This window comes from Polymorphobacter multimanifer (assembly GCF_014205635.1).
Classification (GTDB): domain Bacteria; phylum Pseudomonadota; class Alphaproteobacteria; order Sphingomonadales; family Sphingomonadaceae; genus Sandarakinorhabdus; species Sandarakinorhabdus multimanifer.
This window is the reverse complement of sequence record NZ_JACIIV010000008.1, coordinates 39,885-62,859: the sequence shown is the minus strand read 5'-3', so window position 1 is coordinate 62,859 and position 22,975 is coordinate 39,885. Positions and strand designations below refer to the sequence as shown.

25 protein-coding genes are annotated in these 22,975 nt (G+C 66.8%); 14 read left to right on the top strand and 11 right to left on the bottom strand.

Translation table 11 applies throughout. The features are described 5' to 3' along the window. The first annotated feature begins 190 nt into the window (after positions 1 to 190). The 5 genes from FHS79_RS06490 to FHS79_RS06470 are packed head-to-tail and all read left to right on the top strand — an operon-like array spanning position 191 to position 5,232. Positions 191 to 2,185, top strand: coding sequence for a heme lyase CcmF/NrfE family subunit (locus FHS79_RS06490; RefSeq protein WP_184197157.1), 1,995 nt, complete (start codon positions 191 to 193; stop codon positions 2,183 to 2,185). A gap of 10 nt (positions 2,186 to 2,195) precedes the next feature. Further along, positions 2,196 to 2,738 (top strand): DsbE family thiol:disulfide interchange protein, encoded by a 543-nt coding sequence (locus FHS79_RS06485; RefSeq protein WP_184197154.1) that lies wholly within the window; start codon positions 2,196 to 2,198, stop codon positions 2,736 to 2,738. 10 nt (positions 2,739 to 2,748) lie between these two features. Continuing rightward, the gene (locus tag FHS79_RS06480) at positions 2,749 to 3,213 is read left to right on the top strand and encodes a cytochrome c-type biogenesis protein (RefSeq protein ID WP_184197151.1); all 465 of its coding nucleotides are present in this window, start codon (positions 2,749 to 2,751) and stop codon (positions 3,211 to 3,213) included. 13 nt (positions 3,214 to 3,226) lie between these two features. Beyond that, complete coding sequence (gene ccmI, locus FHS79_RS06475; protein ID WP_184197148.1) at positions 3,227 to 4,489, top strand: c-type cytochrome biogenesis protein CcmI; 1,263 nt, start codon at positions 3,227 to 3,229, stop codon at positions 4,487 to 4,489. Beyond that, positions 4,486 to 5,232: an extracellular catalytic domain type 1 short-chain-length polyhydroxyalkanoate depolymerase gene (locus FHS79_RS06470; protein ID WP_341534426.1), complete on the top strand. Its 747-nt coding sequence runs from the start codon at positions 4,486 to 4,488 to the stop codon at positions 5,230 to 5,232. Before ccmI ends, FHS79_RS06470 begins: the two co-directional genes overlap by 4 nt. A gap of 30 nt (positions 5,233 to 5,262) precedes the next feature. On the opposite strand, the gene feoB is transcribed toward FHS79_RS06470, so the two are convergent. The 3 genes from feoB to FHS79_RS06455 all read right to left on the bottom strand — a co-directional run bounded on the left by feoB (position 5,263) and on the right by FHS79_RS06455 (position 8,129). Continuing rightward, positions 5,263 to 7,116, bottom strand: a complete 1,854-nt coding sequence (gene feoB, locus FHS79_RS06465) for a ferrous iron transporter B (RefSeq protein ID WP_207792245.1) — start codon at positions 7,114 to 7,116, stop codon at positions 5,263 to 5,265. Next, positions 7,113 to 7,361, bottom strand: a complete 249-nt coding sequence (locus FHS79_RS06460; RefSeq protein ID WP_184197141.1) for a FeoA family protein — start codon at positions 7,359 to 7,361, stop codon at positions 7,113 to 7,115. The genes feoB and FHS79_RS06460 overlap by 4 nt, the downstream gene beginning before the upstream one ends. A 66-nt stretch (positions 7,362 to 7,427) precedes the next feature. Beyond that, on the bottom strand, positions 7,428 to 8,129 hold the full coding sequence (locus tag FHS79_RS06455) for a COQ9 family protein (protein WP_184197138.1): 702 nt from the start codon (positions 8,127 to 8,129) through the stop codon (positions 7,428 to 7,430). Between the two features lie 216 nt (positions 8,130 to 8,345). Here FHS79_RS06455 and rpsU point away from each other — a divergent pair, with 216 nt between their 5' ends. Further along, positions 8,346 to 8,552 carry a 30S ribosomal protein S21 gene (gene rpsU, locus FHS79_RS06450; RefSeq protein WP_007011585.1) on the top strand — a complete coding sequence of 69 codons (207 nt, stop codon included), beginning with the start codon at positions 8,346 to 8,348 and terminating at the stop codon, positions 8,550 to 8,552. Positions 8,553 to 8,616: 64 nt separating this feature from the next. Further along, positions 8,617 to 9,144: an FKBP-type peptidyl-prolyl cis-trans isomerase gene (locus FHS79_RS06445; protein WP_184197135.1), complete on the top strand. Its 528-nt coding sequence runs from the start codon at positions 8,617 to 8,619 to the stop codon at positions 9,142 to 9,144. A gap of 2 nt (positions 9,145 to 9,146) precedes the next feature. On the opposite strand, the gene FHS79_RS06440 is transcribed toward FHS79_RS06445, so the two are convergent. Beyond that, positions 9,147 to 9,380 carry a hypothetical protein gene (locus tag FHS79_RS06440; protein ID WP_184197132.1) on the bottom strand — a complete coding sequence of 78 codons (234 nt, stop codon included), beginning with the start codon at positions 9,378 to 9,380 and terminating at the stop codon, positions 9,147 to 9,149. Positions 9,381 to 9,477: 97 nt separating this feature from the next. Here FHS79_RS06440 and alr point away from each other — a divergent pair, with 97 nt between their 5' ends. The 6 genes from alr (at position 9,478) to FHS79_RS06410 (ending at position 14,199) form a co-directional block, all read left to right on the top strand. Continuing rightward, complete coding sequence (gene alr / locus FHS79_RS06435) at positions 9,478 to 10,497, top strand: alanine racemase (RefSeq protein ID WP_184197129.1); 1,020 nt, start codon at positions 9,478 to 9,480, stop codon at positions 10,495 to 10,497. Beyond that, complete coding sequence (locus tag FHS79_RS06430) at positions 10,494 to 11,291, top strand: MlaE family ABC transporter permease (protein WP_184197126.1); 798 nt, start codon at positions 10,494 to 10,496, stop codon at positions 11,289 to 11,291. The genes alr and FHS79_RS06430 overlap by 4 nt, the downstream gene beginning before the upstream one ends. Then, on the top strand, positions 11,288 to 12,049 hold the full coding sequence (locus FHS79_RS06425) for an ABC transporter ATP-binding protein (RefSeq protein ID WP_184197124.1): 762 nt from the start codon (positions 11,288 to 11,290) through the stop codon (positions 12,047 to 12,049). Before FHS79_RS06430 ends, FHS79_RS06425 begins: the two co-directional genes overlap by 4 nt. Then, on the top strand, positions 12,046 to 12,615 hold the full coding sequence (locus tag FHS79_RS06420) for a sigma-70 family RNA polymerase sigma factor (RefSeq protein WP_243452714.1): 570 nt from the start codon (positions 12,046 to 12,048) through the stop codon (positions 12,613 to 12,615). Before FHS79_RS06425 ends, FHS79_RS06420 begins: the two co-directional genes overlap by 4 nt. After that, positions 12,612 to 13,367 (top strand): anti-sigma factor, encoded by a 756-nt coding sequence (locus FHS79_RS06415; protein WP_184197121.1) that lies wholly within the window; start codon positions 12,612 to 12,614, stop codon positions 13,365 to 13,367. The genes FHS79_RS06420 and FHS79_RS06415 overlap by 4 nt, the downstream gene beginning before the upstream one ends. 280 nt (positions 13,368 to 13,647) lie before the next feature. Then, positions 13,648 to 14,199, top strand: coding sequence for a fasciclin domain-containing protein (locus tag FHS79_RS06410; protein WP_184197119.1), 552 nt, complete (start codon positions 13,648 to 13,650; stop codon positions 14,197 to 14,199). Between the two features lie 150 nt (positions 14,200 to 14,349). On the opposite strand, the gene ribH is transcribed toward FHS79_RS06410, so the two are convergent. From ribH to FHS79_RS06380, 6 genes are read right to left on the bottom strand one after another with little or no spacing between them, the layout of a single operon-like run. Then, positions 14,350 to 14,769 (bottom strand): 6,7-dimethyl-8-ribityllumazine synthase, encoded by a 420-nt coding sequence (ribH, locus tag FHS79_RS06405; protein ID WP_184197116.1) that lies wholly within the window; start codon positions 14,767 to 14,769, stop codon positions 14,350 to 14,352. Then, positions 14,766 to 16,055, bottom strand: a complete 1,290-nt coding sequence (ribB, locus tag FHS79_RS06400) for a 3,4-dihydroxy-2-butanone-4-phosphate synthase (protein WP_424022261.1) — start codon at positions 16,053 to 16,055, stop codon at positions 14,766 to 14,768. The genes ribH and ribB overlap by 4 nt, the downstream gene beginning before the upstream one ends. 55 nt (positions 16,056 to 16,110) lie before the next feature. Next, positions 16,111 to 16,713 carry a riboflavin synthase gene (locus tag FHS79_RS06395; protein ID WP_184197113.1) on the bottom strand — a complete coding sequence of 201 codons (603 nt, stop codon included), beginning with the start codon at positions 16,711 to 16,713 and terminating at the stop codon, positions 16,111 to 16,113. Positions 16,714 to 16,722: 9 nt separating this feature from the next. Beyond that, a complete protein-coding gene (gene ribD, locus FHS79_RS06390) occupies positions 16,723 to 17,652 on the bottom strand; it encodes a bifunctional diaminohydroxyphosphoribosylaminopyrimidine deaminase/5-amino-6-(5-phosphoribosylamino)uracil reductase RibD (protein WP_184197406.1) in 930 nt (309 codons plus the stop codon). A gap of 20 nt (positions 17,653 to 17,672) precedes the next feature. Next, the gene (locus tag FHS79_RS06385) at positions 17,673 to 18,047 is read right to left on the bottom strand and encodes a hypothetical protein (RefSeq protein ID WP_184197110.1); all 375 of its coding nucleotides are present in this window, start codon (positions 18,045 to 18,047) and stop codon (positions 17,673 to 17,675) included. A 57-nt stretch (positions 18,048 to 18,104) separates the two neighbouring features. Beyond that, on the bottom strand, positions 18,105 to 19,436 hold the full coding sequence (locus FHS79_RS06380; RefSeq protein ID WP_184197403.1) for a glutamate--tRNA ligase: 1,332 nt from the start codon (positions 19,434 to 19,436) through the stop codon (positions 18,105 to 18,107). Between the two features lie 91 nt (positions 19,437 to 19,527). Here FHS79_RS06380 and FHS79_RS06375 point away from each other — a divergent pair, with 91 nt between their 5' ends. Next, positions 19,528 to 21,144 carry a peroxidase family protein gene (locus tag FHS79_RS06375; protein ID WP_243452713.1) on the top strand — a complete coding sequence of 539 codons (1,617 nt, stop codon included), beginning with the start codon at positions 19,528 to 19,530 and terminating at the stop codon, positions 21,142 to 21,144. 7 nt (positions 21,145 to 21,151) lie between these two features. Here the strand turns inward: FHS79_RS06375 and FHS79_RS06370 are convergent, their stop codons facing one another. After that, positions 21,152 to 22,963, bottom strand: coding sequence for an ABCB family ABC transporter ATP-binding protein/permease (locus FHS79_RS06370; protein ID WP_184197107.1), 1,812 nt, complete (start codon positions 22,961 to 22,963; stop codon positions 21,152 to 21,154). Between the last annotated feature and the right edge of the window lie 12 nt (positions 22,964 to 22,975).

Here is a 22,975-nt window from a genome sequence, read left to right as displayed (position 1 = left end):
TGCGCCGCCCCTCACTGCTCCCCCTTTACCCTGCCCCCCTGCTCGGGCACGGACAAAAGCTGCGACCAATCACGCCGCTGTCATCGTGCGCCAGACAGGCTAGAGTGGCAACAGGATTTGCGGCACATACGCACGCAGCGCGGCCGCCGTTTCAAGCAGCCGCCGCAGAATGGGAAGGGTCTGGCACACGATGCTGGCTGAAATCGGGCAGTTTGCCCTTATTCTGGCGTTTCTGGTGGCCGCCGCACAGGCGGTTTTGCCGATGGTCGGTGCCATCCGCGGAGACAGCGCACTGATGAATTTCGGCCGCACCACGGCGCAGCTGCAGGCCGCCCTTCTGGCGCTGGCCTTCGCCATTCTGATGGCGAGCTTCGCGCGCGCCGATTTCTCGGTGGCGCTGGTGGCGCAGCATTCGGCGCTCGATCAGCCGCTCGCCTATCGCCTCGCTGCAACATGGGGCAACCATGAAGGCTCGATGCTGCTCTGGGTGCTCATCCTGGCGCTGTTCGGCGCCGGCATTGCCGCTTTCGGAGACAATCTGCGCGCCAGCCTGCAAGCGCGCACGCTCAGCATCCAGGCGATGATCACCACTGCCTTCCTCGCCTTTTCGATCTTCACCTCCAACCCCTTCGCGCGGCTCGACCCCGCACCCCTTGATGGCTCCGAACTCAACCCGCTGCTGCAGGACCCCGGCCTCGTCTTCCACCCGCCGCTGCTCTACCTCGGCTATGTCGGCTTTTCGGTCACCTTCAGCTTCGCCGTCGCCGCTTTGCTCGAAGGCAGGGCCGACGCCGCCTGGGCGCGCTGGATGCGGCCCTGGGTGCTTGCAGCCTGGGTGCCGCTCACGCTGGGCATCGCCCTCGGCTCCTTCTGGGCCTATTACGAGCTGGGCTGGGGCGGCTGGTGGTTCTGGGATCCTGTCGAGAACGCCTCGCTCATGCCCTGGCTTCTGGGCACCGCATTGCTCCACTCGGCGATCGTCACCGAGAAACGCCAGGCGCTTGCCGGCTGGACAATCCTGCTCGCCATCCTCGCCTTTTCCCTGAGCCTCATCGGCACTTTCCTGGTCCGCTCGGGCATCCTCACTTCGGTCCACGCCTTTGCCGTCGATCCCGAGCGGGGCGTGTTCATCCTCGGCATGATCGGCGTCGCCACCGGCGGTGCGCTCGCGCTCTTCGCGCTGCGGGCTCCCATGCTGCGCTCAGGTGCACTGTTTTCGGGCGTCAGCCGCGAGGCGGGGCTCACGCTCAACAACCTGTTCCTGATGGCGGTCACTTCGGTGGTGTTCTTCGGCACCTTTTACCCGGTGGTGATGGAGGCGTTCGACCAGAAGGTTTCGGTCGGGCCCCCCTATTACAACATGGTCTTCGCTCCACTTTCGGTGCCTCTGCTCATCCTTGTCACCGTCGGTCCGATGCTCGCCTGGAAGCGGGACAGCCTGTCCACGCTGGCCCCCAAGCTCAAATGGGTCGGTCTCGCCACGCTGGCTAGCTTCGTGGCCGCGGGATTCCTGCTCGGCTGGTCCGAGGTCGGCGCCGCCTTCGGCTTCGCACTGGCGCTCTGGCTCATTGCCGGTGGCGTGATGGCGCTCGCAAAGCGCTGGCGCGGGGCTGCCGGCTTCAATGTCCGGCTTGTGCGCACCACGCCGCCGGCGGTCCTTGGCATGGCGCTGGCGCATGCCGGACTTGGCGTGCTGGTGGCGGGCATCAGTGCCATGAGCGCGCTCTCGGCCGAAAGGATCCTCGTCATGCGCCCGGGCCAGACCGTCGAGGTCGGCGCGATCGCGGTCAAGTTCCTCAGCCTGGCGGAAGTGCAGGGGGCCAATTACCGCGCCATGCAGGCGCAGTTCGAGGTGACGCGTGGCGGCCGGGTGCGCACACTCGTCTCGGAGCGGCGCATCTATCCCAACAGCCGCAACCAGACGACCGAGGCCGGCATCGATGCGGGCTTCCTGGGCAACAGCTATATCGCCATCGGCGACCAGCAGCAGGGGCCGGCTGGCGACGGGCTGGTGGTGCGCAGCTACTGGCATCCGCTGGTGGGCTGGATCTGGTTCGGCGGGCTGATGATGGCGCTGGGCGGCGCCGCCTCGCTTGCCGATCGCCGGTACCGTATCGGCGCTGCCACCAAGCTGCCGCCGGTGCCGAAAGCCGGTCCGGTTGCAGCCACGGTCCCGGCGGAGTAATCAACGGCCCATGAAGCGTTTGTTGTTCCTCCTGCCGATCCTGGCCTTTGTCGGCCTGTTCGCGGTGTTCGGCGTGGGGCTGACGCACGATCCCAAGCTGCTGCCTTCGCAGCTCATCGACCGGCCGCTGCCTGAATTCGAACTGCCAGGCATCGCCGAAGCCCCCGGCGGCGGCCCCGGCTTTGCGTCGGCCAGCATCCGCGGCGAGCCCGCCCTTCTCAACGTCTTCGCCAGCTGGTGCGCGGCGTGCCCGCAGGAGCATCCGGTGCTCACGCGCATCGCCGAGGAAGGCGTGCCGGTCTATGGCCTCGCCTGGAAGGACGTGCCGGCCGATTCGCGCGGCTGGCTGGAGAAATGGGGAAACCCTTACGTCAAGGTGGCCGCCGACGAGGCGGGGCGCACGGCGATCGATCTCGGTGTCACCGGCGTCCCCGAGACCTTCATCGTCGATAAGCGCGGCCGGGTTCGCTACAAGCAGATAGGCCCCATCTCGCCCGAGCAATGGACCGACACGCTGAAGCCGCTGCTCGCCCAGCTAAGAGCCGAAGCTTGAAGGCAGACGTATGAGAGCACTTCTCATCGCGGCCCTGTTGCTCGCATCGCCTGCGCTTGCCGTGCTGCCCGACGAGATGCTGCCCGACCCGGCGCAAGAGGCCCGCGCTCGCGAAATCAGCAAGGAGCTTCGCTGCGTCGTCTGCCAGAACCAGTCGATCGACGATTCGGATGCACCGCTCGCCAAGGATCTGCGCGTGGTGGTGCGCGAGCAGATCAGCATGGGCCGCACCAACCCCGAGATCATCGCCTATGTCTCCGATCGCTACGGCGATTTCGTGCTGCTGCGGCCGCCGGTGAAGCCCAGCACATGGCTCCTCTGGGCCGGACCGTTCATCCTTTTGCTGGCGGGTGCCGGCGGCTTGATCGCCTGGCGCCGGCCCCGCTCCTCCTCTTCGCCGGTCGCCCCGCTCGATGCCCCGCTTTCGGCGGAGGAAGCCAAGGCGGTTGCCGCCCTCGGCGATCCCAAATCCTGAACCGGACTTCCAAATGACCCTGTGGATCATCCTCACCGCCATGGCGGCGCTCGTCGCCGCACTCATCACCGTGCCGCTGGTGCGCCGGCAGGAGGCGCGTGCCGATGCCCGTGCTGCCACGCTGGCCGTCCTCAAGGACCAGCTTGCCGATGTCGATGTGCAACTCGCCGCCGGCACCATCCCCCCGGGCGATGCCGAGGGGCTGCGCACCGAGATCAAGCGCCGGATGCTTTCCGCAGGCCATCTGTCCGAGGATGTCGCGCGGCCGTTCGCATCGCGCGCACTTTCGGGCGTTGCGGTCGGACTGGCAGCCATGGTCGCTCTTGCAGCCGCAGCGCTTTATTCGACGATGGGCCAGCCCCAATTGGGCAGCACGCCTGCCGGCCCGGCAACGGCCGCCGCAGGCCCTCAGGGCGCGCCGCCGCTACCCGAGCAGGCCGAAGCCGATGCCGAGATCACCCGGCTCGTCACCGGCCTGGAAACGAAGCTGGCGGCAAGCCCGGGCGATGCAGAAGGCTGGCGGATGCTCGGCTGGAGCTACTATAATCTTCGCCGTTTCGACGATGCGGTGCGTGCCTATGGCAAGGCCGTCGAGCTCAACCCCAATGGCGAGGGCTACCAGTCCGCCTATGGCGAAGCGATGGTCCAGGCGGCCGATGGACAGGTGACACCGGCAGCCACGGCAGCCTTCGCCAAGGCGGCCGCGCTCGACACGCAGGATGCCCGCGCGCGCTACTTCCTCGGCATCCAGAAAGCCCAGGGCGGCAATCTGACCGGCGCGTTGGAAGACTGGATCCGCCTGCTTGGAGACAGCGCGCCCGATGCTCCCTGGGTGCCCCAGCTGCGCAGCATCATCGATGGCACCGCCAAGGAGGCCGGAGTCGATGTATCGGCAAGGCTCGCAGCGCTCCGCCCGCCTGCCACCGGCGGCGCCAGCGTCGCCTCGCCGGCACCGCCCGCAGTGGCAGCGGCAGCGGTGGGCGCACCCGCCGGCGTTCTGCCCGGCCCGAGCGCCGATCAGGCCGCTGCGGTGCAGGCGCTGCCGCCGGGGCAGCAGCAGGCGATGATCCGCGGCATGGTCGATGGCCTTGCCGAGCGCCTCGAGGCCAATCCGAAGGACGAAGCCGGCTGGCTGCGGTTGATGCGGGCCCGCACCGTGCTGCGCGAAGGCGTGGAGGCGCGGGCTGCGCGCGACGCAGCACTTGCGGCCTTCACTGGCGATGCTTCCGCACAGGGCCGCATCCGCGCCGCCGCACAGGAAATGGGCATCAGCTGACGGGTCTGCTCCGACTCGACGGGGACTGGGCGGGGCTGAACGGCTGGTTCCAGGCCTCCACGCGCCCCAGCGCGCCGCTGGTTGTGGCGCTGCATGGATGCACCCAGACCGCAGCCCTTTATGCCCGCGCATCGGGCTGGCAGGCACTTGCCGCCCGCCACGATTTCGCGCTGCTGCTCCCCGAGCAAACGAAGCGCAACAACCAGAGCCTGTGCTTCAGCTGGTTCGACCCCAATGCCGTCCGCCACGGCGAGGGTGCCGCCATCTTGAGGATGGTCGACACCGTGTCCGCCGCGCACGGCCTCGACCCGAGTCGCTGCTATATCACCGGCCTTTCGGCGGGTGCGGCGATGCTGCTGGCGCTCCTCGAAGCGCATCCGGGGCGCTTTGCCGCGGCAGCACCCTTGGCCGGCGTGCCGGCAGGGGCGGCGCTCGATGTCGCTTCGGGCCTCAATGCCATGGCGGGCGGGGTGCCTGCAGCGGCGCAACTGGCCCGCCATGTCCCGCAGTCCCCGCCGCCGCTCAGCCTGTGGCATGGGCTCGCCGACGACAGGGTGCATCCGCGCAACGCCGAGCATCTGGCCATAGCCTGGGCGCTCGCTGGTGGCACGGTGGAGTCGCACCTCATCCCCGGCCTCGGCCACGCCCAGCCGATCGGCCCGGATGGCACGCCGGGGCAGCATTTCGTGCGTGGCCTTGGCGATTCCACCAGCGAGATCGCGCATTTCTTCGGCCTGCACTGAAGCGCCGGCGCATTGCGCCGATAGTGTCTGTCAGAGCAGTGCGCGAGCCGTCCAGTAGGTGAAGCCTGCCGCAAGCCAGGCGGCAGCAAACAGATAGCTGAACATGAAGATCGGCCAGCGCCAGCCCCCTGTCTCGCGCTTCGTCACCGCCAGTGTAGAGATGCACTGCGGTGCGAAAACGAACCAGGCGAGAAAGGCGAGTGCGGTGGGCAGCTCCCAGCGGCCGCGCAGCGTCTCCACCAGCGAATCGGTATTTTCCTCATCGACGCCCTCGAGCGCATAAACGGTGGCAAGCGCGCTCACCGCCACCTCACGTGCTGCCATGCCCGGCACCAGCGCAATGGCGATCTCGCGATTGAAGCCGATCGGCGCGAAGATCGGCTCTATCGCATCGCCGATTCGCCCGGCGAGGCTGTAGTCGAGCGCGGTCCCCTCCCAATTTGCCGGCGGCTTGGGATAGCTGGCCAGGCCCCAGAGCACGATGGTGGACACGAGGATGATGGTGCCAGCGCGTACCAGAAACGCCGTCGCGCGCTGGTACAGGCCGATCCCGACGTCGCGCGGTGCCGGCCACTGATACTTCGGCATCTCCATGAGGAAGCTCGGGCTCGGCCCTCGCGTCACGGTGCGGCGCAGGGCAGCCGCCGCCACCAGCGCGCCGATCACGCCGAACAGGTAGAGCCCCGTCAGCACCAGCCCCTGCAGGTTGAACAGCCCGCCGACCTGAGTGGCGGGAATGAAGGCGGCGATGATCACGGCATAGACCGGCAGCCGCGCCGAGCAGGTCATCAACGGTGCGATGAGGATGGTGGTCAGCCGGTCCTTGGGCGAATCAATCGTCCGCGCCGCCATGATGCCCGGGATGGCGCAGGCGAAGCTGGAGAGCAGGGGAATGAAGGCACGGCCATTGAGGCCTACACCGGCCATCAGCCGGTCCATAATGAAGGCGGCCCGGACCATATAGCCCGATTGCTCGAGCAGCAGGATGAAGAAGAACAGGATAAGGATCTGCGGCAGGAAGATGATGACCGCGCCAACACCGGCAAGCACGCCGTTGACGAGCATCGAGCGGAGCGGACCATCATCGAGGGTGGCGTTGACCAGATCCTGCCCGGCGCCGATCAACGCTTCTATCCAGCCCATCGGCGCCTCGGCCCAGGCAAAGACCGCCTGGAAGATGAAGAACAGCAACCCGGCGAGCAGCAACGGCCCCGCCACCGGGTGCAGCGCCACGCCGTCGATCCGCTCGGACCAACGCTTCGGGGCGCCGACGCTGCGCACGGCAGCCGTGGCAATGCGCCGGGCTTCGCGCTGCAACGGCGCGATGTCGCCATCCGGAACCAGGGCCTCGGTCGCGGGCGTGGCCAGCCGGCTGGACACCGCGGCAGCGAGCGCCTCCAGCCCACGGCGGCGGACAGCCACCGTCGGCACCACCGGCAGCCCCAAAAGTTCCTCGAGCGCCGCCACATCGATCTCGATGCCATCGCGGTCTGCAAGGTCGATCATGTTGAGCGCCACCACCATCGGCTTGCCGAGTGCTTTCAGCTCAAGCGCGAATCGCAGGTGGTTGCGCAGATTGGTGGCATCCACCACCGCAATGATCGCGTCGATCGGCCGTTCGCCCACCAACCGGCCGAGCACGGCATCGCGCGTCACCGCTTCATCGGGGCTGCGCGGTTCCAGGCTGTAAGTGCCCGGCAGGTCGATCAATTCGGCGCTGCGGCCATCGGCGAGTGGCAGCCGCCCGGCCTTGCGCTCGACGGTCACCCCCGGATAATTGCCCACCTTCTGCCGCGATCCGGTGAGCGCATTGAAAAGACTGGTCTTGCCGGCATTGGGATTGCCGACCAGCGCCACCACCGGGCTTGCGAGCACGACGTTCATGCGAGTTCGACTTCGATGAGCGCTGCCATGGCGCGCCGCAGCGCCACCACCATATTGCCGACCCGTACCGCCAGCGGGTCACCACCAAAGGGCGCGCGGTGCAGCACTTCCACATCCACCCCCTCGTCGAACCCCAGCTCGTGCAGCCGGCGCGCCGTATCGGGGTCTATCCCGGCGCGATCGATCGCGGAGATCAGCGCGCGTGTGTGCGGCGGCAGCGCGTCGATAATCAGCGGAATGGCCATGGCGGCGACGGAAACCTCACAGATTGTTGCGAGGCGTTATCATGTGCAGGTGGCGAGCGCCAGCGTTCAGAGCGAGGAAACCGGATAACGCAGTCGGCCGAGGAAGCGTGCTGGATTGGGCACCCATTCGAACGCGCTCCGGAATTGTGCCTTGCTCTTCTCGATCTTCATCACGTCATCGATCCGGCGATCGATGAAGGCCAGCGTGTCCACCATGCCCTCGCTGTCGTCATCGAGCCAATAAAGCAGGGTGGCGGAATAGACCGATCCCAGGATCACGCGTTTGGAATAATGGTTGAAGTCGGTCGCTGTGTCCCCGGCGGCACGCCACATGGCATCGGCGGTACGCCACAGCGTGCGCAGCCCGAGGCCGGCATTCTGCGGCATCGCCATCACCGCAAGCGCGCGCCGAACCGCTTCCTTGTCGTGCGCCGCCTGTTCGAGCCGTGTTACCAGCGCCAGGCGGATTCGCGCCCGGATCTTCATCGTCTCCACGCCCGCCGCCACCATCGCTTGCGTCATCGTCGCATCGGCGCGCGCGGTATAGGCGTCGGTCATCGCCACGGCATCGGGCAGGGCAAGGGCGGCAATATCGCGGTCGATTCCCGCATCATCGGCGCCGCCATCACGCGCCGCCGCCGACCATCCCTCAAACGGCACATGCGGCAGCATCGCCTCGATCAGCCGCGGCCGCAGCGCATCGAGGGGCACGTCATTGTCGGCAATCGATGAGCCAGAGACTTCGGGGGCATGGGCTGCGTCGGTCATGGCACATCCATACCCCCGAAGCCCCGCCGCCGCCAGCGCGCAGGACGCCGCGGCTACGCCAGTGCAGTTCACGAACGGCCGGCTCTCTTGTTTCGGCGCTGGCCGTCTGCTATGCGCCCCGTTCGCTCCGGCAGGCCCGCTTTCCGGAATCATCGAGTCTTTGACAAGCGTGGGTGCTGTGCCAGCCCCCCCGACGTGAATGGAGAGTACGGCTGCATGCAAATCATGGTTCGCGACAACAATGTCGATCAGGCGCTGCGCGCCCTCAAGAAGAAGCTGCAGCGCGAAGGCGTTTACCGCGAGATGAAGCTGCGCCGTCACTATGAAAAGCCGTCTGAAAAGCGTGCACGCGAAAAGGCTGCCGCTGTGCGCCGGGCTCGCAAGCTCGAGCGCAAGCGCATGGAACGCGACGGCGTGAAGTAAGCGCCGGCTGCTTCGGCTGGCCCCAAGCACCGGCTGACCCCGCGCTGACAAGGATATCGTGCCGATGGCCACTCCCGAATCGAATGCCAGGCCGGGTGCAGCGTCACCCGGCGCCGGTCGCTGGATCATCGGCGGAGTCGTCGTGCTGTTCATTGCCGGCCTGGCTACCTGGGCCGGCACACAGACACAGGTCGCCGCGGTGCGCACCGCAGACATGCAGTATCTGGACGCAAACAAGGACAAGCCGGGCGTGATCACCACCAGCACGGGCCTGCAATATCAGGTCATCACCGAAGGCAAGGGCCCCAAGCCCGCCGCATCCGACGTTGTCCTCGTCCATTACGAGGGCAAGCTCGTCGATGGCACGGTGTTCGATTCAAGCTATCAGCGCGGCCAGCCTGCGGCCTTCCCGCTCGACCAGGTGATCCCCGGCTGGACCGAAGGCGTGCAGCTCATGCCGACCGGCTCCAAATATCACTTCGTCGTGCCGCCCGGCCTTGCCTATGGCGCCCGCGGTGCCGGCGGCGTGATCCCGCCCGGGGCCGTACTCGAATTCGATATCGAGCTGCTGGCGATCCGCCCCAACGAATAGCCTCAGCTGCCGGTGGTGCGGTTGATGACGCGGCCATCGGGCAGGTACACCTTGTCCGCAGTCACATACTCGCCCTTGGGCGTGCAGATCCCGCCGGGATTCTGCGCGCGAATCTTGGCGCAGAACTCGGTGTCCGGGCGCGGCTGTGGCTGGGCGACTGCCACCGCAATACCGATACCACCCAGCACGAAAGTGGACGCAAGCGCGGCAATGGCGGTTTTGGTGATCGATTTCATGGCACAGTCCCTGTTCAACATGTCGCAGCGTCTAGCGCCTTTGGGCTTTCGCGCCCATGAATTTGTGTTGGGGTCCGCGCGAGGCTAACAGCGAAGCATGGCGTTTGCGGCACGATTGCTGATCAGTCTCGAAGCGGTGGCCGCCAACTGGAGGCTGCTCGCGGCCGCCAGTGGCCGCGCCACCACCGGGGCCGCGATCAAGGCCGATGGCTATGGGCTCGGCGCACGGCCGATGCTCGATACGCTGGCCAAGGCAGGCGCACGCGATTTCTTCGTGGCAAGCTGGGCGGAGGCGGCAGCGCTCGGGGCGATGCCCGCGGGCGCCCGGCTCGCGGTGCTGCACGGCATCACACCCGCAGAAATGGCAACGGCACAGGCCCTCGGGCCCGATGTGCGGCCGGTGCTCAACACACCCGCACAAGTCGCCCTGTGGCGGCAAACCGGACGGCCGGCAGACGTGATGATCGACACCGGCATTAACCGGCTCGGACTGGCGGACACCGCGCTGCTGCAAGGCATGACCATCGACACGCTGCACAGCCATCTCGCCTGTGCGGAAACGCCAGCGCATGCCATGAACCGGGCACAGCTCGCCGCCTTCCACGCCGTGCCAAACCCCGCCCGGCGGCGCGCGCTGGCGAATTCCGCCGGCATTGCACTGGGGCCGGACTGGCATTTCGATCTCACCCGCCCCGGCATCGGCCTGTATGGCGGCGGCCCTTCCGCCATGCGTGACCGGCTGCTGCCGGTTGTGGCGATCGAAGCGCCGATCCTGCAGCTGCGCGATGTGCCGGCAGGGGCCAGCGTCGGTTATGGCGCCAGCTTCATCGCGGCCCGGCCGACGCGGGTGGCAATCACGGCACTCGGCTATGCCGATGGCTATCCGCGCGCGATGGCGACGTTCGGGAGCGCGCGGGTCGCCGGCGTGGCCTGCCCGCTCATCGGCCGGGTGTCGATGGACCTGACCGCGTTCGACGTCACCGATGCCCCGCCACTGGCGGAAGGGGACTGGCTTTCCGTGGATTTCGACGTGGGCGCAGCAGCGGCACAGTGCAACCGCGCCGAATATGAGTTGCTGACAGGCCTCGGGCGTCGCTATGCCCGTGTCTATACATGACCGGCGCGCTTGAAACCTTTGTCCATGCCCTGATTGCCCTGGGTTCCGTCGTGCTCGGCCTGCTGGCGAGCATCGGCAGGCTGACGCGTTTTGCCGTCACCGTGCTCGGCCGCGCGGTGCGCCCGCCCTGGTATCCGGCACAGCTTCTCGAGCAGATCCTCGTCATCGGCTGGTTCTCGTTGCCGGTGGTGGGGCTGACGGCGCTGTTCACCGGCTCGGCGCTGGCGCAGCAGATCTATATCGGCGGCAGCCGCTTCAACGCGTCGAGCACCGTGCCTGCCGTCACCGTCATCGGCATCGTGCGCGAGCTGGGGCCGGTGCTCGGCGGGCTGATGGTGGCAGGGCGGGTGGCGAGCGCCATGGCGGCCGAACTGGGCACGATGCGCGTCACCGAGCAGATCGACGCGCTCACGACGTTGCGCACAGATCCGATGCGCTATCTGGTCGTGCCGCGCGTGCTGGCGGCGATTCTGGTGATGCCGCTCCTCGTGCTGGTGTCGAACGTGCTCGGCGTGATGGGCGGCTGGCTGCTCGCCACCACCCGGCTCGGCTTCAATTCGGCGGCCTATCTCAACACCACCGCCCAATTCCTGAAGGCTGATGACGTCATCTCGTCGATGGTCAAGGCAGCGGTCTTCGGCTTCTTCATAGCACTCATGGGCTGTTTCCATGGCTACAACAGCTCGGGCGGAGCGGCGGGTGTGGGGCGTGCCACCACCAACGCCGTGGTGTCGGCCTTCATCCTGATCCTGCTCTCCAACCTCATCATCACCGTGATCGTGTTCGGCCGATGAGTGTTCCCAAGATCGAACTGGCGGGTGTGACGAAGGCCTTTTCCGGCAAGGTGGTGCTGGCGGGCGTGGATCTGACGGTGATGCCGGGCGAATCGATGGTGATCATCGGCGGCTCGGGCACCGGCAAATCGGTGACGATGAAGTGCATCCTGGGGCTGCTGCGCCCCGACGCCGGGTCGATCCGCATCGATGGGCAGGAGGTAAGCGGCCTCAAGGGCCGGGCGCTGGCGGCGCACCAGGCGCGCTTCGGCATGCTGTTCCAGGGCGGTGCGCTGTTCGATTCGCTGCCTGTGTGGCGCAATGTGAGCTTTGCACTTTCCGGCCCGGCGCGCGAGCGACGGGCGGCTGCGCTCGACAATCTGGCGCGGGTGGGACTGGGGCCGGAAGTGGCCGACCTCAAGCCCTCCGAGCTTTCGGGCGGCATGCAGAAGCGCGTGGCGCTGGCACGCGCCATTGCCCCGCGGCCGGAGATCATTTTCTTCGACGAGCCGACCACCGGGCTCGACCCGATCATGGCCGATGTCATCAATGCGCTCATCCGCCAGCTGGTGTCGGAGCTGGGAATCACCGCGTTAACCATCACGCACGACATGGCGAGCGTGCGCCGGATCGCCGACCGGGTAGCGATGCTTTACCAGGGCCGGATCATCTGGCAGGGTGAACGAAATGCTATCGACAGCGCGGAAAATCCCTTTGTTGATCAATTTGTTCACGGCCGGGCCGAAGGGCCGATCCAGATGCAGCTGAGGCGGCTTTGAGCAGCGCTGCCGAGCTTGCCAGGCTGTTGGCCAAGGCGTCGGAAGGGGACACTGCGGCCTTCCGCGACTTTTACGACCGTACCTCCGCGAAGCTGTTTGGCGTCATCCTGCGTATACTGCCCGAACGCGGAGAGGCTGAAGACGTGCTGCAGGATGTTTATGTGACGATTTGGCGAAAGGCGGCGGAGTTCGACTCCAGCCGTGCCAGCCCGATCACCTGGACAGCGACGATCGCACGCAATCGCGCGATCGACCGGCTGCGCGCCAAGGGCTCCCGCCCCACCTCGCCGCTCGAGGACGCCGGGCTTGTGGAAGATTGCGCCCCGCTTGCCGATGTGCAGATAGACACGGCCCGGGGTGCGGCCAGCGTGCATGCCGCCCTGGCGATGCTCGACCCGCGCCAGGCGGCCGCCATCCGCAGCTGCTATTTCGAAGGGCTGACCTATGAGGAGCTGGCGGCGCGCGAAGGCGTGCCGGTGGGCACGCTGAAGAGTTGGGTGCGGCGCGGCATCATGCGCATGCGCGCCGCCATGGGCGCGGCCGAAGGCCATGGGGAGCACGCATGAGCGACCCCACCGACATGCAGCCTGACGACATGCTGGCGATGGATTTCGCATTGGGCGCACTCGATCGGCCGGCGCGCAAGTCTGCCGAGGCGCGGCTGCGCAGCGATCCGGCATTCCGTGCCCGGGTCGAGGGCTGGCAGGCGCTGCTGGCGCCGCTCGACGCCGAGACGGAGACGGTGCTGCCGCCCGGCAGTGTCTGGGCCGGCGTGCTGGACGAGATCGAGCCGCAACGCCTGTCGTCGCCGGGGCCGACGACGCAATCGGAAACGAAGGGCCTCTGGCACAATCTGGCCTTCTGGCGCGGTCTCGGCATCGCTGGACCGGCGCTCGCTGCAGTGGCGCTCGTGGCGGTGAACCCCACTGCTCCCCCGGTGGTGACCGCACCGTCCGATGACCAGCTGGCTGCAGCGGCCCCTGCACAGCTGTCGACCTCGCTGGCGGGGGCCGATGGCGCACCGCTTCTCGCTGCCACCTGGGATCCGCTGCGGGGCACCGTGGTGTTGACGCCGGTCGCAGAACGCGACGATCCGGACCGGGACGTGGAGCTCTGGGTGATCGAAGGCGACAAGCCGCCGCGCTCGCTCGGGATCATCGAAATTGCCACACCGAATGCGCATGCCATTTCGTCGCAGGTCGTATCGGGGTTGCAACCGGGGTCAGTGCTCGCCATCTCCATTGAACCGATCGGTGGCAGCCCCACCGGCCTTCCGACCGGGCCGGTGGTTGCCACGGGTAAGCTGAGCGCCGTCTGATCACGCAATCGGATGTGTGCTTGGTGGAATCGGCGTCGGCTCTGGGCAGCGCGTGATTCCAGTCTGGCTGCCCAGAGCCGATAGCCGAACTGCTTCCGAAACCGCCGCAGTTGTCGCGAGTATCGGAGTGGAAGCTGGCATATTGGCGGACATGGCCAGTCGCCTGCGGCAAAAGCGCCATGCGGCGCTGCTGTAACATCGCAGAACGACTTCTGTACGTAAAAGGCAGCACCTGCCCGATCGGGTGTGGCTGTATGTCTATAGTTCAGGAGTTTACATCATGATCTCGAAGAGCTTTGCTCGCGCCGGCATTGCCGCCCTGGCCCTTGGCCTCGCCGTCCCCGTGCTCGCCCAGACCGTGATGGTCGGTGGTGCTGCCATGTCGCCGACCAAGGACATCATCGACAACGCCTTCAACTCGAACGATCACACCACGCTGGTCGCCGCGGTCAAGGCTGCCGGCTTGGTCGACACCCTCAAGGGCCCCGGTCCGTTCACCGTGTTCGCCCCGACCGATGCCGCCTTCGCAAAGCTGCCCGCCGGCACGGTGGAGACGCTGGTCAAGCCCGAGAACAAGGCGACGCTCACCTCGATCCTCACCTATCATGTCGTCGCCGGCAAAGTTTCGGCCGCCGATGTCGTCAAGGCGATCAAGGATGGTGGCGGCAAGGCCGAACTTACCACCGTGCAGGGCGGCAAGCTGACCGCCTCGATGATGGGTGACCGCGTGATGCTGAGCGACGCCAAGGGTGGTATGGCGCATGTGACGATTGCCGATGTGAACCAGTCGAACGGCGTGATTCACGTGGTTGATGGCGTTGTGCAGCCGTAAAGGCCAAGCCGCCGCGCGATAGCGAAGCTATTGCTCGAGACGGCGCAGCGCCCGGACGGCGGGGCGGCTGGCCCTATGCCAGCCGAACCCGTCCGACGAGCCCCGTGGCTTTGCCACGGGGCTTTTTTCGTGAATGCAGCTTAGGGCCTCTCAGCCCAGCGACCCGCGCAGCGCCACCATCGCCAGCGCCGCCTTGGCAGCCTCGCCCCCCTTGTCCTTTTCGCTCGCTCGCGCCCGTGCCCAGGCCTGCGCTTCATTTTCCACGGTGAGGATGCCGTTGCCGATCGCCATGCCATCGAGCGTGAGCGCCATGATCCCGCGCGCACTTTCGCCCGCCACCACTTCGAAGTGGAAAGTTTCGCCGCGGATCACGCAGCCCAGCGCCACATAGCCATCGAAGCGACCGGTGGCTTCGGCAAGGGCGATGGCGCCGGGGATTTCGAGCGCACCGGGCACAGTGATGCGCTCATGCGTAGCGCCCGCAGCGTCGAGCACGGCCACGGCGCCGGCCAATTCGGCATCGGCAATGGCGTCATAGAAACGGGCCTCGACAATGAGGATATGCGTCATGCTGCTTGTCCTTCGAGCGGATGCGGCGGGAGCGCGCGCTCGCCGACGACGTTGAGGCCATAGCCGGTGAGGCCGACGATATTGCGATGCTTGTTGGTCAGCAGCACCATGTCCGACACCCCGAGATCGACGAGGATCTGCGCGCCGATGCCGTAATCGCGCAGGTCTATCGGCTCGCCCTGGCCCTTGGCGCGCATCTGCGACGAGATGGCAGTGGGGGTGGCATCGCGGATGATGACGAGGATGCCCGCCCCTTCGTCGGCGATCGCCTGCATGGCGCGCTGCAGCTGGCCGGCACGGTCATTGGCTTCGTGGAACAGGTCGGTGAACATCGACATGGTGTGGACGCGGACAAGCGTCGGCTTGCCCGGCTCGATCCGGCCCTTCTGCAGCACCATGTGCTCGGCATAATCGGCGGTGTTGGCATAGGTGCTCAGCCGCCAGCGACCGCCGAAATGGCTGTCGATCTCGGTCTCAGCCACACAGGCCACCAGCCGGTCATGGCGGTGGCGATAGGCGATGAGATCGCGAATCGTTCCGATCTTGAGGCCGTGGCGGCGGGCGAAGGGGATGAGATCGGGCAGCCGCGCCATGCTGCCATCGTCGTTCATGATCTCGCAGATGACCCCCGACGGGTTGAGCCCGGCGAGCCGCGACACATCGACGGCGGCTTCGGTATGGCCGGCGCGCACCAGCACGCCGCCATCGCGCGCCACCAGCGGAAAGACATGGCCGGGGTGGACGATATGCTCGGGCCCCTTGCTGCCATCGATGGCCACCGCGATGGTGCGGGCACGATCGGCGGCGGAAATGCCGGTGGTGACGCCGTCTCGGGCTTCGATCGAGACGGTGAAGGCGGTGCTGTGGTGGGTGCCATTGTGCTGCGCCATCAGCGGCAGCCCGAGCTGGCGGACGCGTGTCGCCGACAGCGAGAGGCAGATGAGACCGCGGCCGTGGCGCGCCATGAAGTTGATGGCATCCGGCGTCGCCATCTGGCCGGGAATCACGAGATCGCCCTCATTCTCGCGGTCCTCATCGTCGACAAGGATGAACATGCGGCCGTTGCGCGCTTCGTTGATGATCTCCTCGATCGGCGAGAGGGCAGGCCCCTGCTCGCGCTTGCCGAGATAGTCCTCGAGCTTGCGCAGCGTTTCGGTCGTCGGATTCCAGTCATCATCTTCAAGGTTGCGGAGCGAATTGGCGTGGAGCCCCGCAGCGCGCGCCAGCCCGGAGCGGGTTTCCTCACCAGCAGCGACAAGATTGCGAACCCGGCTGATCAGCGACATGTGCAGTGCCTCACATTAAAATGTGACAATGACTTGCTCGTATCACATTTCAATGTCAATCGACGAGTTGGCGCATCCGGGCAAGATAGCGGGCAAGCACATCGATCTCGATATTGATCTCGTCGCCGGGCTTCGCGCCGGCGAAGGTTGTCCATTCAGCGGTGTGCGGAATGATGTTGATACCGAAAACCGTACCCTCCGCCCGGTCTTCCACGGCATTCACGGTCAGCGAAACGCCATCGAGCGCCACCGAGCCCTTTGGGGCGATGAAGGGGGCGATTTCCGCCGGCACGGCAATTTCGAATCGCGTGCTGCCGCCCTCGGCCGTGCGGGTGAGGATAGTGCCGATGGCATCGACATGGCCGGTGACGATATGGCCGCCAAGCTCGTCCCCCACCTTGAGCGCGCGTTCGAGGTTGAGGCGGCGGCCCGCCACCCATTGCCCGTCTGCGGTGCGGCTGCGCGTTTCGCCCGAGACATCGACGCTGAACCGGCCGGGTGCCTTGGCGACGACGGTAAGGCACACGCCCGAGCAACTGATGCTGGCACCAAGCGCCACGCCTGAAGTGTCGTAGCTGGTGGCGACCTCGATGCGCAGGTCGCCACGGTCCTCGACCGCTGCGATGGTGCCGATGTCGGTGATGATCCCGGTAAACATGGCTGTGCCCTAACGGATGCGGGTAAACGGCTCAAGCCGGTCGGGCCCAAGTGCGACGACAGGCTCGGCCCGCCAGCGATCGTGCGCGATCTGGGCCAGGCCGAGGTCGGCTATGCCGGGCCGGCCGCCGAGCAGGATGGGAGCGCGGTAAATGAGCAGCCGATCAACCAGATCGGCGCGGAGCAGGCTGGCAGCGACGCCGGCACCGCCCTCCACCAGCACATGATGCGCCGCGGATTGGCAAAGCGCTTCCAGCGAGTTGAAATGCTGCCAGCCTGCGGGTGCAGGCCCTCGCCCAAGCACCGCGCGGCCAGGCGTGCGGCCCTCCAGCCCCGGCACCCGCACATCGAGCTTCGGCGCATCGGCGCGCAACGTGCCGCTGCCAACCAGCATCAGGTCGGCGCGGGCGCGCTGCAGATGCGCATGGGCACGCGCGCATGGCCCGGTGATCCAGCGACTGGTGCCGTCCGCCAGCGCCAGCGAGCCATCGAGGCTGAGCGCGAGCTTGAGCGTGATGTGCGGCCGGCGCCGCTGCTGCTGGCTGAAGAAGCCGGCCATCGATGCCGCGGCCTCCCCCGCGCGCACGCCGGTCGCTACGTCGATGCCTGCGCCGCGGAGCCGCGCGATGCCGACACCATTGGTGCGCGGGTCCGGATCCTGTGCCGCGACCACCACCCGCGCCACGCCGGCCGCCACCAGCCCATCGGCACATGCCGGTCCGCGGGCACTCTCGTGCGCACAGGGTTCGAGCGTCACATAGGCGGTGGCGCCACGGGCATCAATCCCGCCCAGCGCCATGGCTTCGGCATGCGGCCGACCCCCCGGCTGCGTCCATCCACGCCCCAGCACCACCCCGCCGCGTACCACGATGCACCCCACGCCAGGGTTCGGCCAGGTCGTACCGATACCGCGGCTGGCGAGCGCCAGAGCGGCGCCCATCCAGCGGTCGTCGTAAATGGTCACATCACCGGCGGTTCGGACGCGGGAACATAAGGCACATCCTTGCGGATGGCACCACCGGCCACATAGGCATCATATTGCTCCTGCGCCGCCTGCCGCGCGGGGCCGCTCAGCGTGTCGATATAGTCGCGTGCCTCGGCCAGCTTGGCTTCGCGGGCCTGGGTTGTGGCGACCTGATCGGCAATCGCGTCCTCGCGCGTGCGATCGGCGGACCAGCTTTCCGCATAGATGATCTTCGGATCGGGCTTCATGTAGCCCGAGCGGTTCTCGATCAGAAAGGCGAACATGACGAGCGCGGTGATCGCCACCGACGCACCCCCGACGATGAGGAAGCGCTTGCGCCGATCGGCGGCCGAGGGATTGAGGAACGACATGGCGCCAACATAATGCGCCATTCACCGCAGCGCCAGCGGTGCGGCGAAGCGGCTGGCTCAGCCGCTCGCGGCGGCCCGTAGTCGCTCGGTCGCTGCCGTCTGGCCGATGAGCGGCAGCAGCGCCGCCATCTCGGGGCCATGCGCTTCGCCAGTAAGGGCGAGCCGCAGCGGCAGGAACAGCGCCTTGCCCTTGCGGCCGCTCGTGCCCTTGAGTTCGGCGATCAGATCGGCCCAGATTTCATCGCGCCATGGCAGCTGCCCGAGCGTGTCGGCAGCGAGGCCAAGATACTCACGCTCGGCCACGTCGATGTCGGTCCGGACCGGTCCATCGATCACTGCCTGCCAGCGTGCGGCGTCCTCCAGCCGCTCCAGATTGCCACGAACGGCCAGCCAAAGCGGTTCGGTCAGGCCCGGAAGGCGCGCCGCGACCGTTTCGAAAGGCAACCCATGCAGAATGCGTGCGCTCAACGCTGCAAGGTCGGCGGGATCGAAGCGCGCCGGCGCTCGGCCGAAATGTGCGAGGCTGAAACCTTCCACCAGCGCATCGAGGCTGGCGATCGGCTCCACCGGCTGGCTGGTGCCGAGCCGCGCCAGCAGCGCCACCACCGCCAGTGCCTCGATGCCGTCCGCCTGCCACTCCCCAACGCCGGCACTGCCGATGCGCTTGGACAGGGCGGCATCGGCGCCGGTAAGCAGCGCCAGATGCGCGAGTGCCGGCGGCTCGGCGCCCAGGGCCGCGAACATCTGCAGCTGCACCGCACTGTTCGACACATGGTCCTCGCCGCGCACGACATGGCTGATCCGCATGTCGATATCGTCGACCACCGAGGGCAGCAGATAGAGCCAGCTGCAATCGGCACGGCGGATCACAGGGTCCGACAGCATGGCCGGATCGAACTGGCAGGGGCCGCGCACGCCATCGGTCCATTGGATGGGAGCAGCATGATCGAGTCGGAAGCGCCAGTGGGGGGCGCGGCCTTCAGTGGCCATGCGCGCATGATCGGCATCGCTGAGCGCCAGGGCTGCGCGGTCGTAGATCGGCGGTAGCCCGCGACCCTGCTGGACGCGGCGCTTCAGCTCCAGCTCTTCGGGCGTCTCATAGGCGCGGTAAACCCGCCCTGCCGCCGCCAGCGTCTCCAGCGCCGCGTCATAGAGCGCGAACCGGTCCGACTGGCGCACCTCATCGTCGGGAGCCAATCCCAGCCAGTCCAGATCCTCGCGGATGCCGGCGGCCGCAGCATCGGTCGAGCGCGCCGCGTCGGTATCGTCGAGGCGCAGCAGGAATCGCCCGCCGTGCGACCGCGCCAGCAGCCAGTTGACGAGTGCTGTACGGATGTTGCCGGCGTGCAGGCGCCCGGTGGGGCTGGGGGCGAAGCGGGTGATGACCATGGCGGCGGTGTAGGCGCGTTGGTGCTGCGGGGGAAGATATGAGACCATTTCGAAGTGGCGCGAGTCGCACACGCAATGGGGGGAGGTCAGGATGTCGTTGCTGTCATTTCTGGTGCGGGCGCTGGATGCGCTCGATCTCGATGATGATGTGAACCGCTTTGTCATCGATCGTGCCGTGAAGGTGGCAAGGGGTCGCCCCCATCCCTGGACAACCAAGCATGATTATATCTCCTGGACCGGGCTGACCGACCGCAGCTGGAACGCGCGATTGCTGCCGGCGAAACCCTATCCGGATGTGGAAGCACTCGGCACGCGGCGGCCACCGCTGGCGGACGCGGCGGCATTGTTCGCGCGGCCGGACACCCAGCCGCAGCGGCTCTGCGCAAAATCGACCGGGCTTTTTCCGGCGTTTGCGCAATATCTGACCGATGGGTTTATCCGAACCCAGCTCAGCAATGACGATGCGCTGACCGACCGGCGGCGCACCACCTCGAACCACGAGATCGACATGAGCCCGCTTTACGGGCGCACCCCCGCACAAACGCGGCTGCTTCGCACGATGAGCGAAACCCGGGGTGCGCGCGGGCGGCTGAAAAGCCAGATGATCGGCGGCGAGGAATATCCACCGTTTCTGTTCGCGGCCGATGGCACGATCGCAGCACCCTTTGCCGATGCCGAAGGCAAACCGCTCCTCGACATGCCGCTGGGGCTGGACAAGGCGCAGCCGGCGGGACGCGCCACGATGTTCGCTGTGGGCGGGGACCGGGTGAATGCCGCCCCGCAGACCGCGATGATGAACACGCTCTGGCTGCGCGAACACAACCGCCTGTCCGCACGGCTCGAAGCCGATCATCCGGACTGGGACGATGAGCGCGTGTTCGAAACCGCGCGCAACATCGTCATCGTGATGTTCATCAAGATCGTGGTCGAGGAATATATCAACCACATCAACACCACGCAGTTTCCGCTGCAGTCGGACCCCAGCGGCGCGTGGAAAGCGCCGTGGAACCGGCCGAACTGGATGACCGTGGAGTTCAGCCTGCTCTACCGCTGGCATGGGCTGGTCAAGGAGACGGTGGAATGGCGCGGCGCGACTGTCCCCGGTCGGGCGATGCTGCTCGACAACCGCCCGCTGCTGGGTGCCGGGCTCGCCGAGGCGTTCGTCCAGGTATCCGCCAACCGCACCTCGGCACTCGGGCTGGAAAACTCGGCCTCCTTCCTGCTCGATGCCGAGGTCAAGGCCATCGCGCAGGCGCGGCAGAACAATGTCGCCGGCTACAATGATTATCGCATTGCGCTCGGCATGGAGCCGGCACGCAACTTTGCAGCGATTGTGGGCACCAGCGACGAGCCGGCCGAAGCCGCACGGCTGGCAGCACTCGCAGCCCGGCTGCAAGGCCTTTACGGCGATGTCGACAATGTCGAATTCTATGTGGGGCTGTTCGCCGAGCGGGTGGAGAAGAACGGGCCATTGCCCGAACTCGTCTCGGCAATGGTGGCGATGGATGCGTTTTCGCAAGCGCTCACCAATCCGCTGCTCAGCGAGCATGTCTGGGGCAACCCCAACAACCGCCGGCTGGCGTTCACAGACATGGGGCTGGCTGCAATCGATGCGACGCGAAACCTGCGCGATGTGCTGCTGCGCAATTCGCAAGGGCTGGGCAGCGGCTTCGTGGGCATGACGCGCCGCGAGTGGCAACGAACCTGAGCGCCGTCTACTCCGCAGCCATCGCCTCGGCACGCGATTCGGCCGCTTGCAGCGCCCACATTTCGGCATAGCGGCCACTGCGCGCAAGCAGCGCTTCGTGCGTCCCGCGCTCGATGATCCGGCCCTGGTCCATCACCAGGATCTCGTCGGCGGAGGTGATGGTGCTCAGGCGGTGGGCGATGACGAGCGTGGTGCGGTCTTGCGCCACCGCACCCAGCGCAGCCTGGATTTCCGCCTCGGTGGTGCTGTCCAGCGCACTCGTCGCTTCGTCGAGGATGAGGATCGGCGGGTTCTTGAGCAGCGTGCGGGCGATGGCAACGCGCTGCTTCTCGCCGCCCGAAAGCTTGAGCCCGCGTTCGCCAACGGGCGTATCATACCCCTGCGGCAGCCGCTCGATGAAGCTGTGGATGCTCGCCCCCCGCGCGGCCGCCTCGATTTCAGCCTGGGTGGCGCCGGGTTTTCCATAGGCGATGTTGTAGGCGATGCTCTCGTTGAACAGCACGGTGTCCTGCGGAACGATCCCGATCTGCGCGCGCAGGCTGGCTTGCGTCACGCTGCGGATGTCCTGCCCGTCGATTGTCACACTGCCGCTGCTGATGTCGTAGAAACGGTAGAGGATGCGGCTGAGCGTGCTCTTGCCCGCCCCCGTATGCCCCACGACCGCCGTGGTGCGGCCGGCAGGGATGTGGAAGCCGATGCCGTGGAGGATCTCGCGGTCGGCCTCATAGGCGAAGCGCACATCGTCGAAGCGCACCTCGCCGCCGCGCACCGCCAGGTCGGGCGCACCGGGAGCGTCGGCGATTTCGGCAGGGGTGTCGATAAGCGCGAACATCGATTCCATGTCGATCAGCCCCTGCTTGATCTCGCGATAGACCATGCCGAGCATGTCGAGCGGCCGGAACAGCTGGATGAGCAACGTGTTGATGAGCACCACATCGCCGGGCGTGAAGCGGCCGCTCGCCCAGCCCTGCACGGTGAAGGCCATCGCGGCCGCCAGCATCAGGTTGGTGATGAGCGACTGGCCGATATTTAGCCAGGCAAGCGAGGTTTCGGAGCGGGTGGCTGCCCGGGCGTAGCGCTGGATGGCGGCGCCATAATTGTGGCGCTCGAGCGACTCGGCGTTGAAATATTTCACCGTCTCGTAGTTAAGCAGGCTGTCCACGGCGCGCGCGGCGGCCCTGTTGTCGGTATCGACCATCTCGCGGCGAAGGGCGGCGCGCCATTCGGTGACCTTCTGGGTGAAGCCGATATAGGCGAGCATCATGCCCAGCACCGCCAGCATCATCGGCGGCCCGAGCTTGAACCAGAAGATGACCGATACTGCCGTCAGCTCGAAGGCGGTCGGCACGATGTTGAACAGCAGGAAGTAGAGCATTGTGTCGATGCTCTTGGTGCCGCGCTCGATGATGCGGGTGAGCGCACCCGTGCGGCGCGTCAGGTGGAAGCGCAGGCTGAGATTGTGGATATGGCTGAACACATCGAGCGCCAGCCGCCGCGCCGCATCCTGCCCGACCTTCTCGAACACGGCATTGCGAATATTGTCGAACAGTACACCGCCGAAGCGTGCCAGCGAATAGGCCATCACCAGCGCCACCGCGATATCGATGCCGGCCTCCAGCCCCGGCGCCATCCGGTCGATGATGCCCTTGAAGGCGAAGGGCATCACCAGCAGCGTCGATTTGGCGAGCAGCACGAACAGCATCGCCACGACGACGCGCGCCTTCAGCCCCGGCCGGCCAGCAGGCCAGAGATAGGGCAGGAAGCGCTTCAGGATCGCGAAATCGGCTTTTCCTGCAGGAGGGGCGGACATGTGCTGCATCTCCGCCTGCTA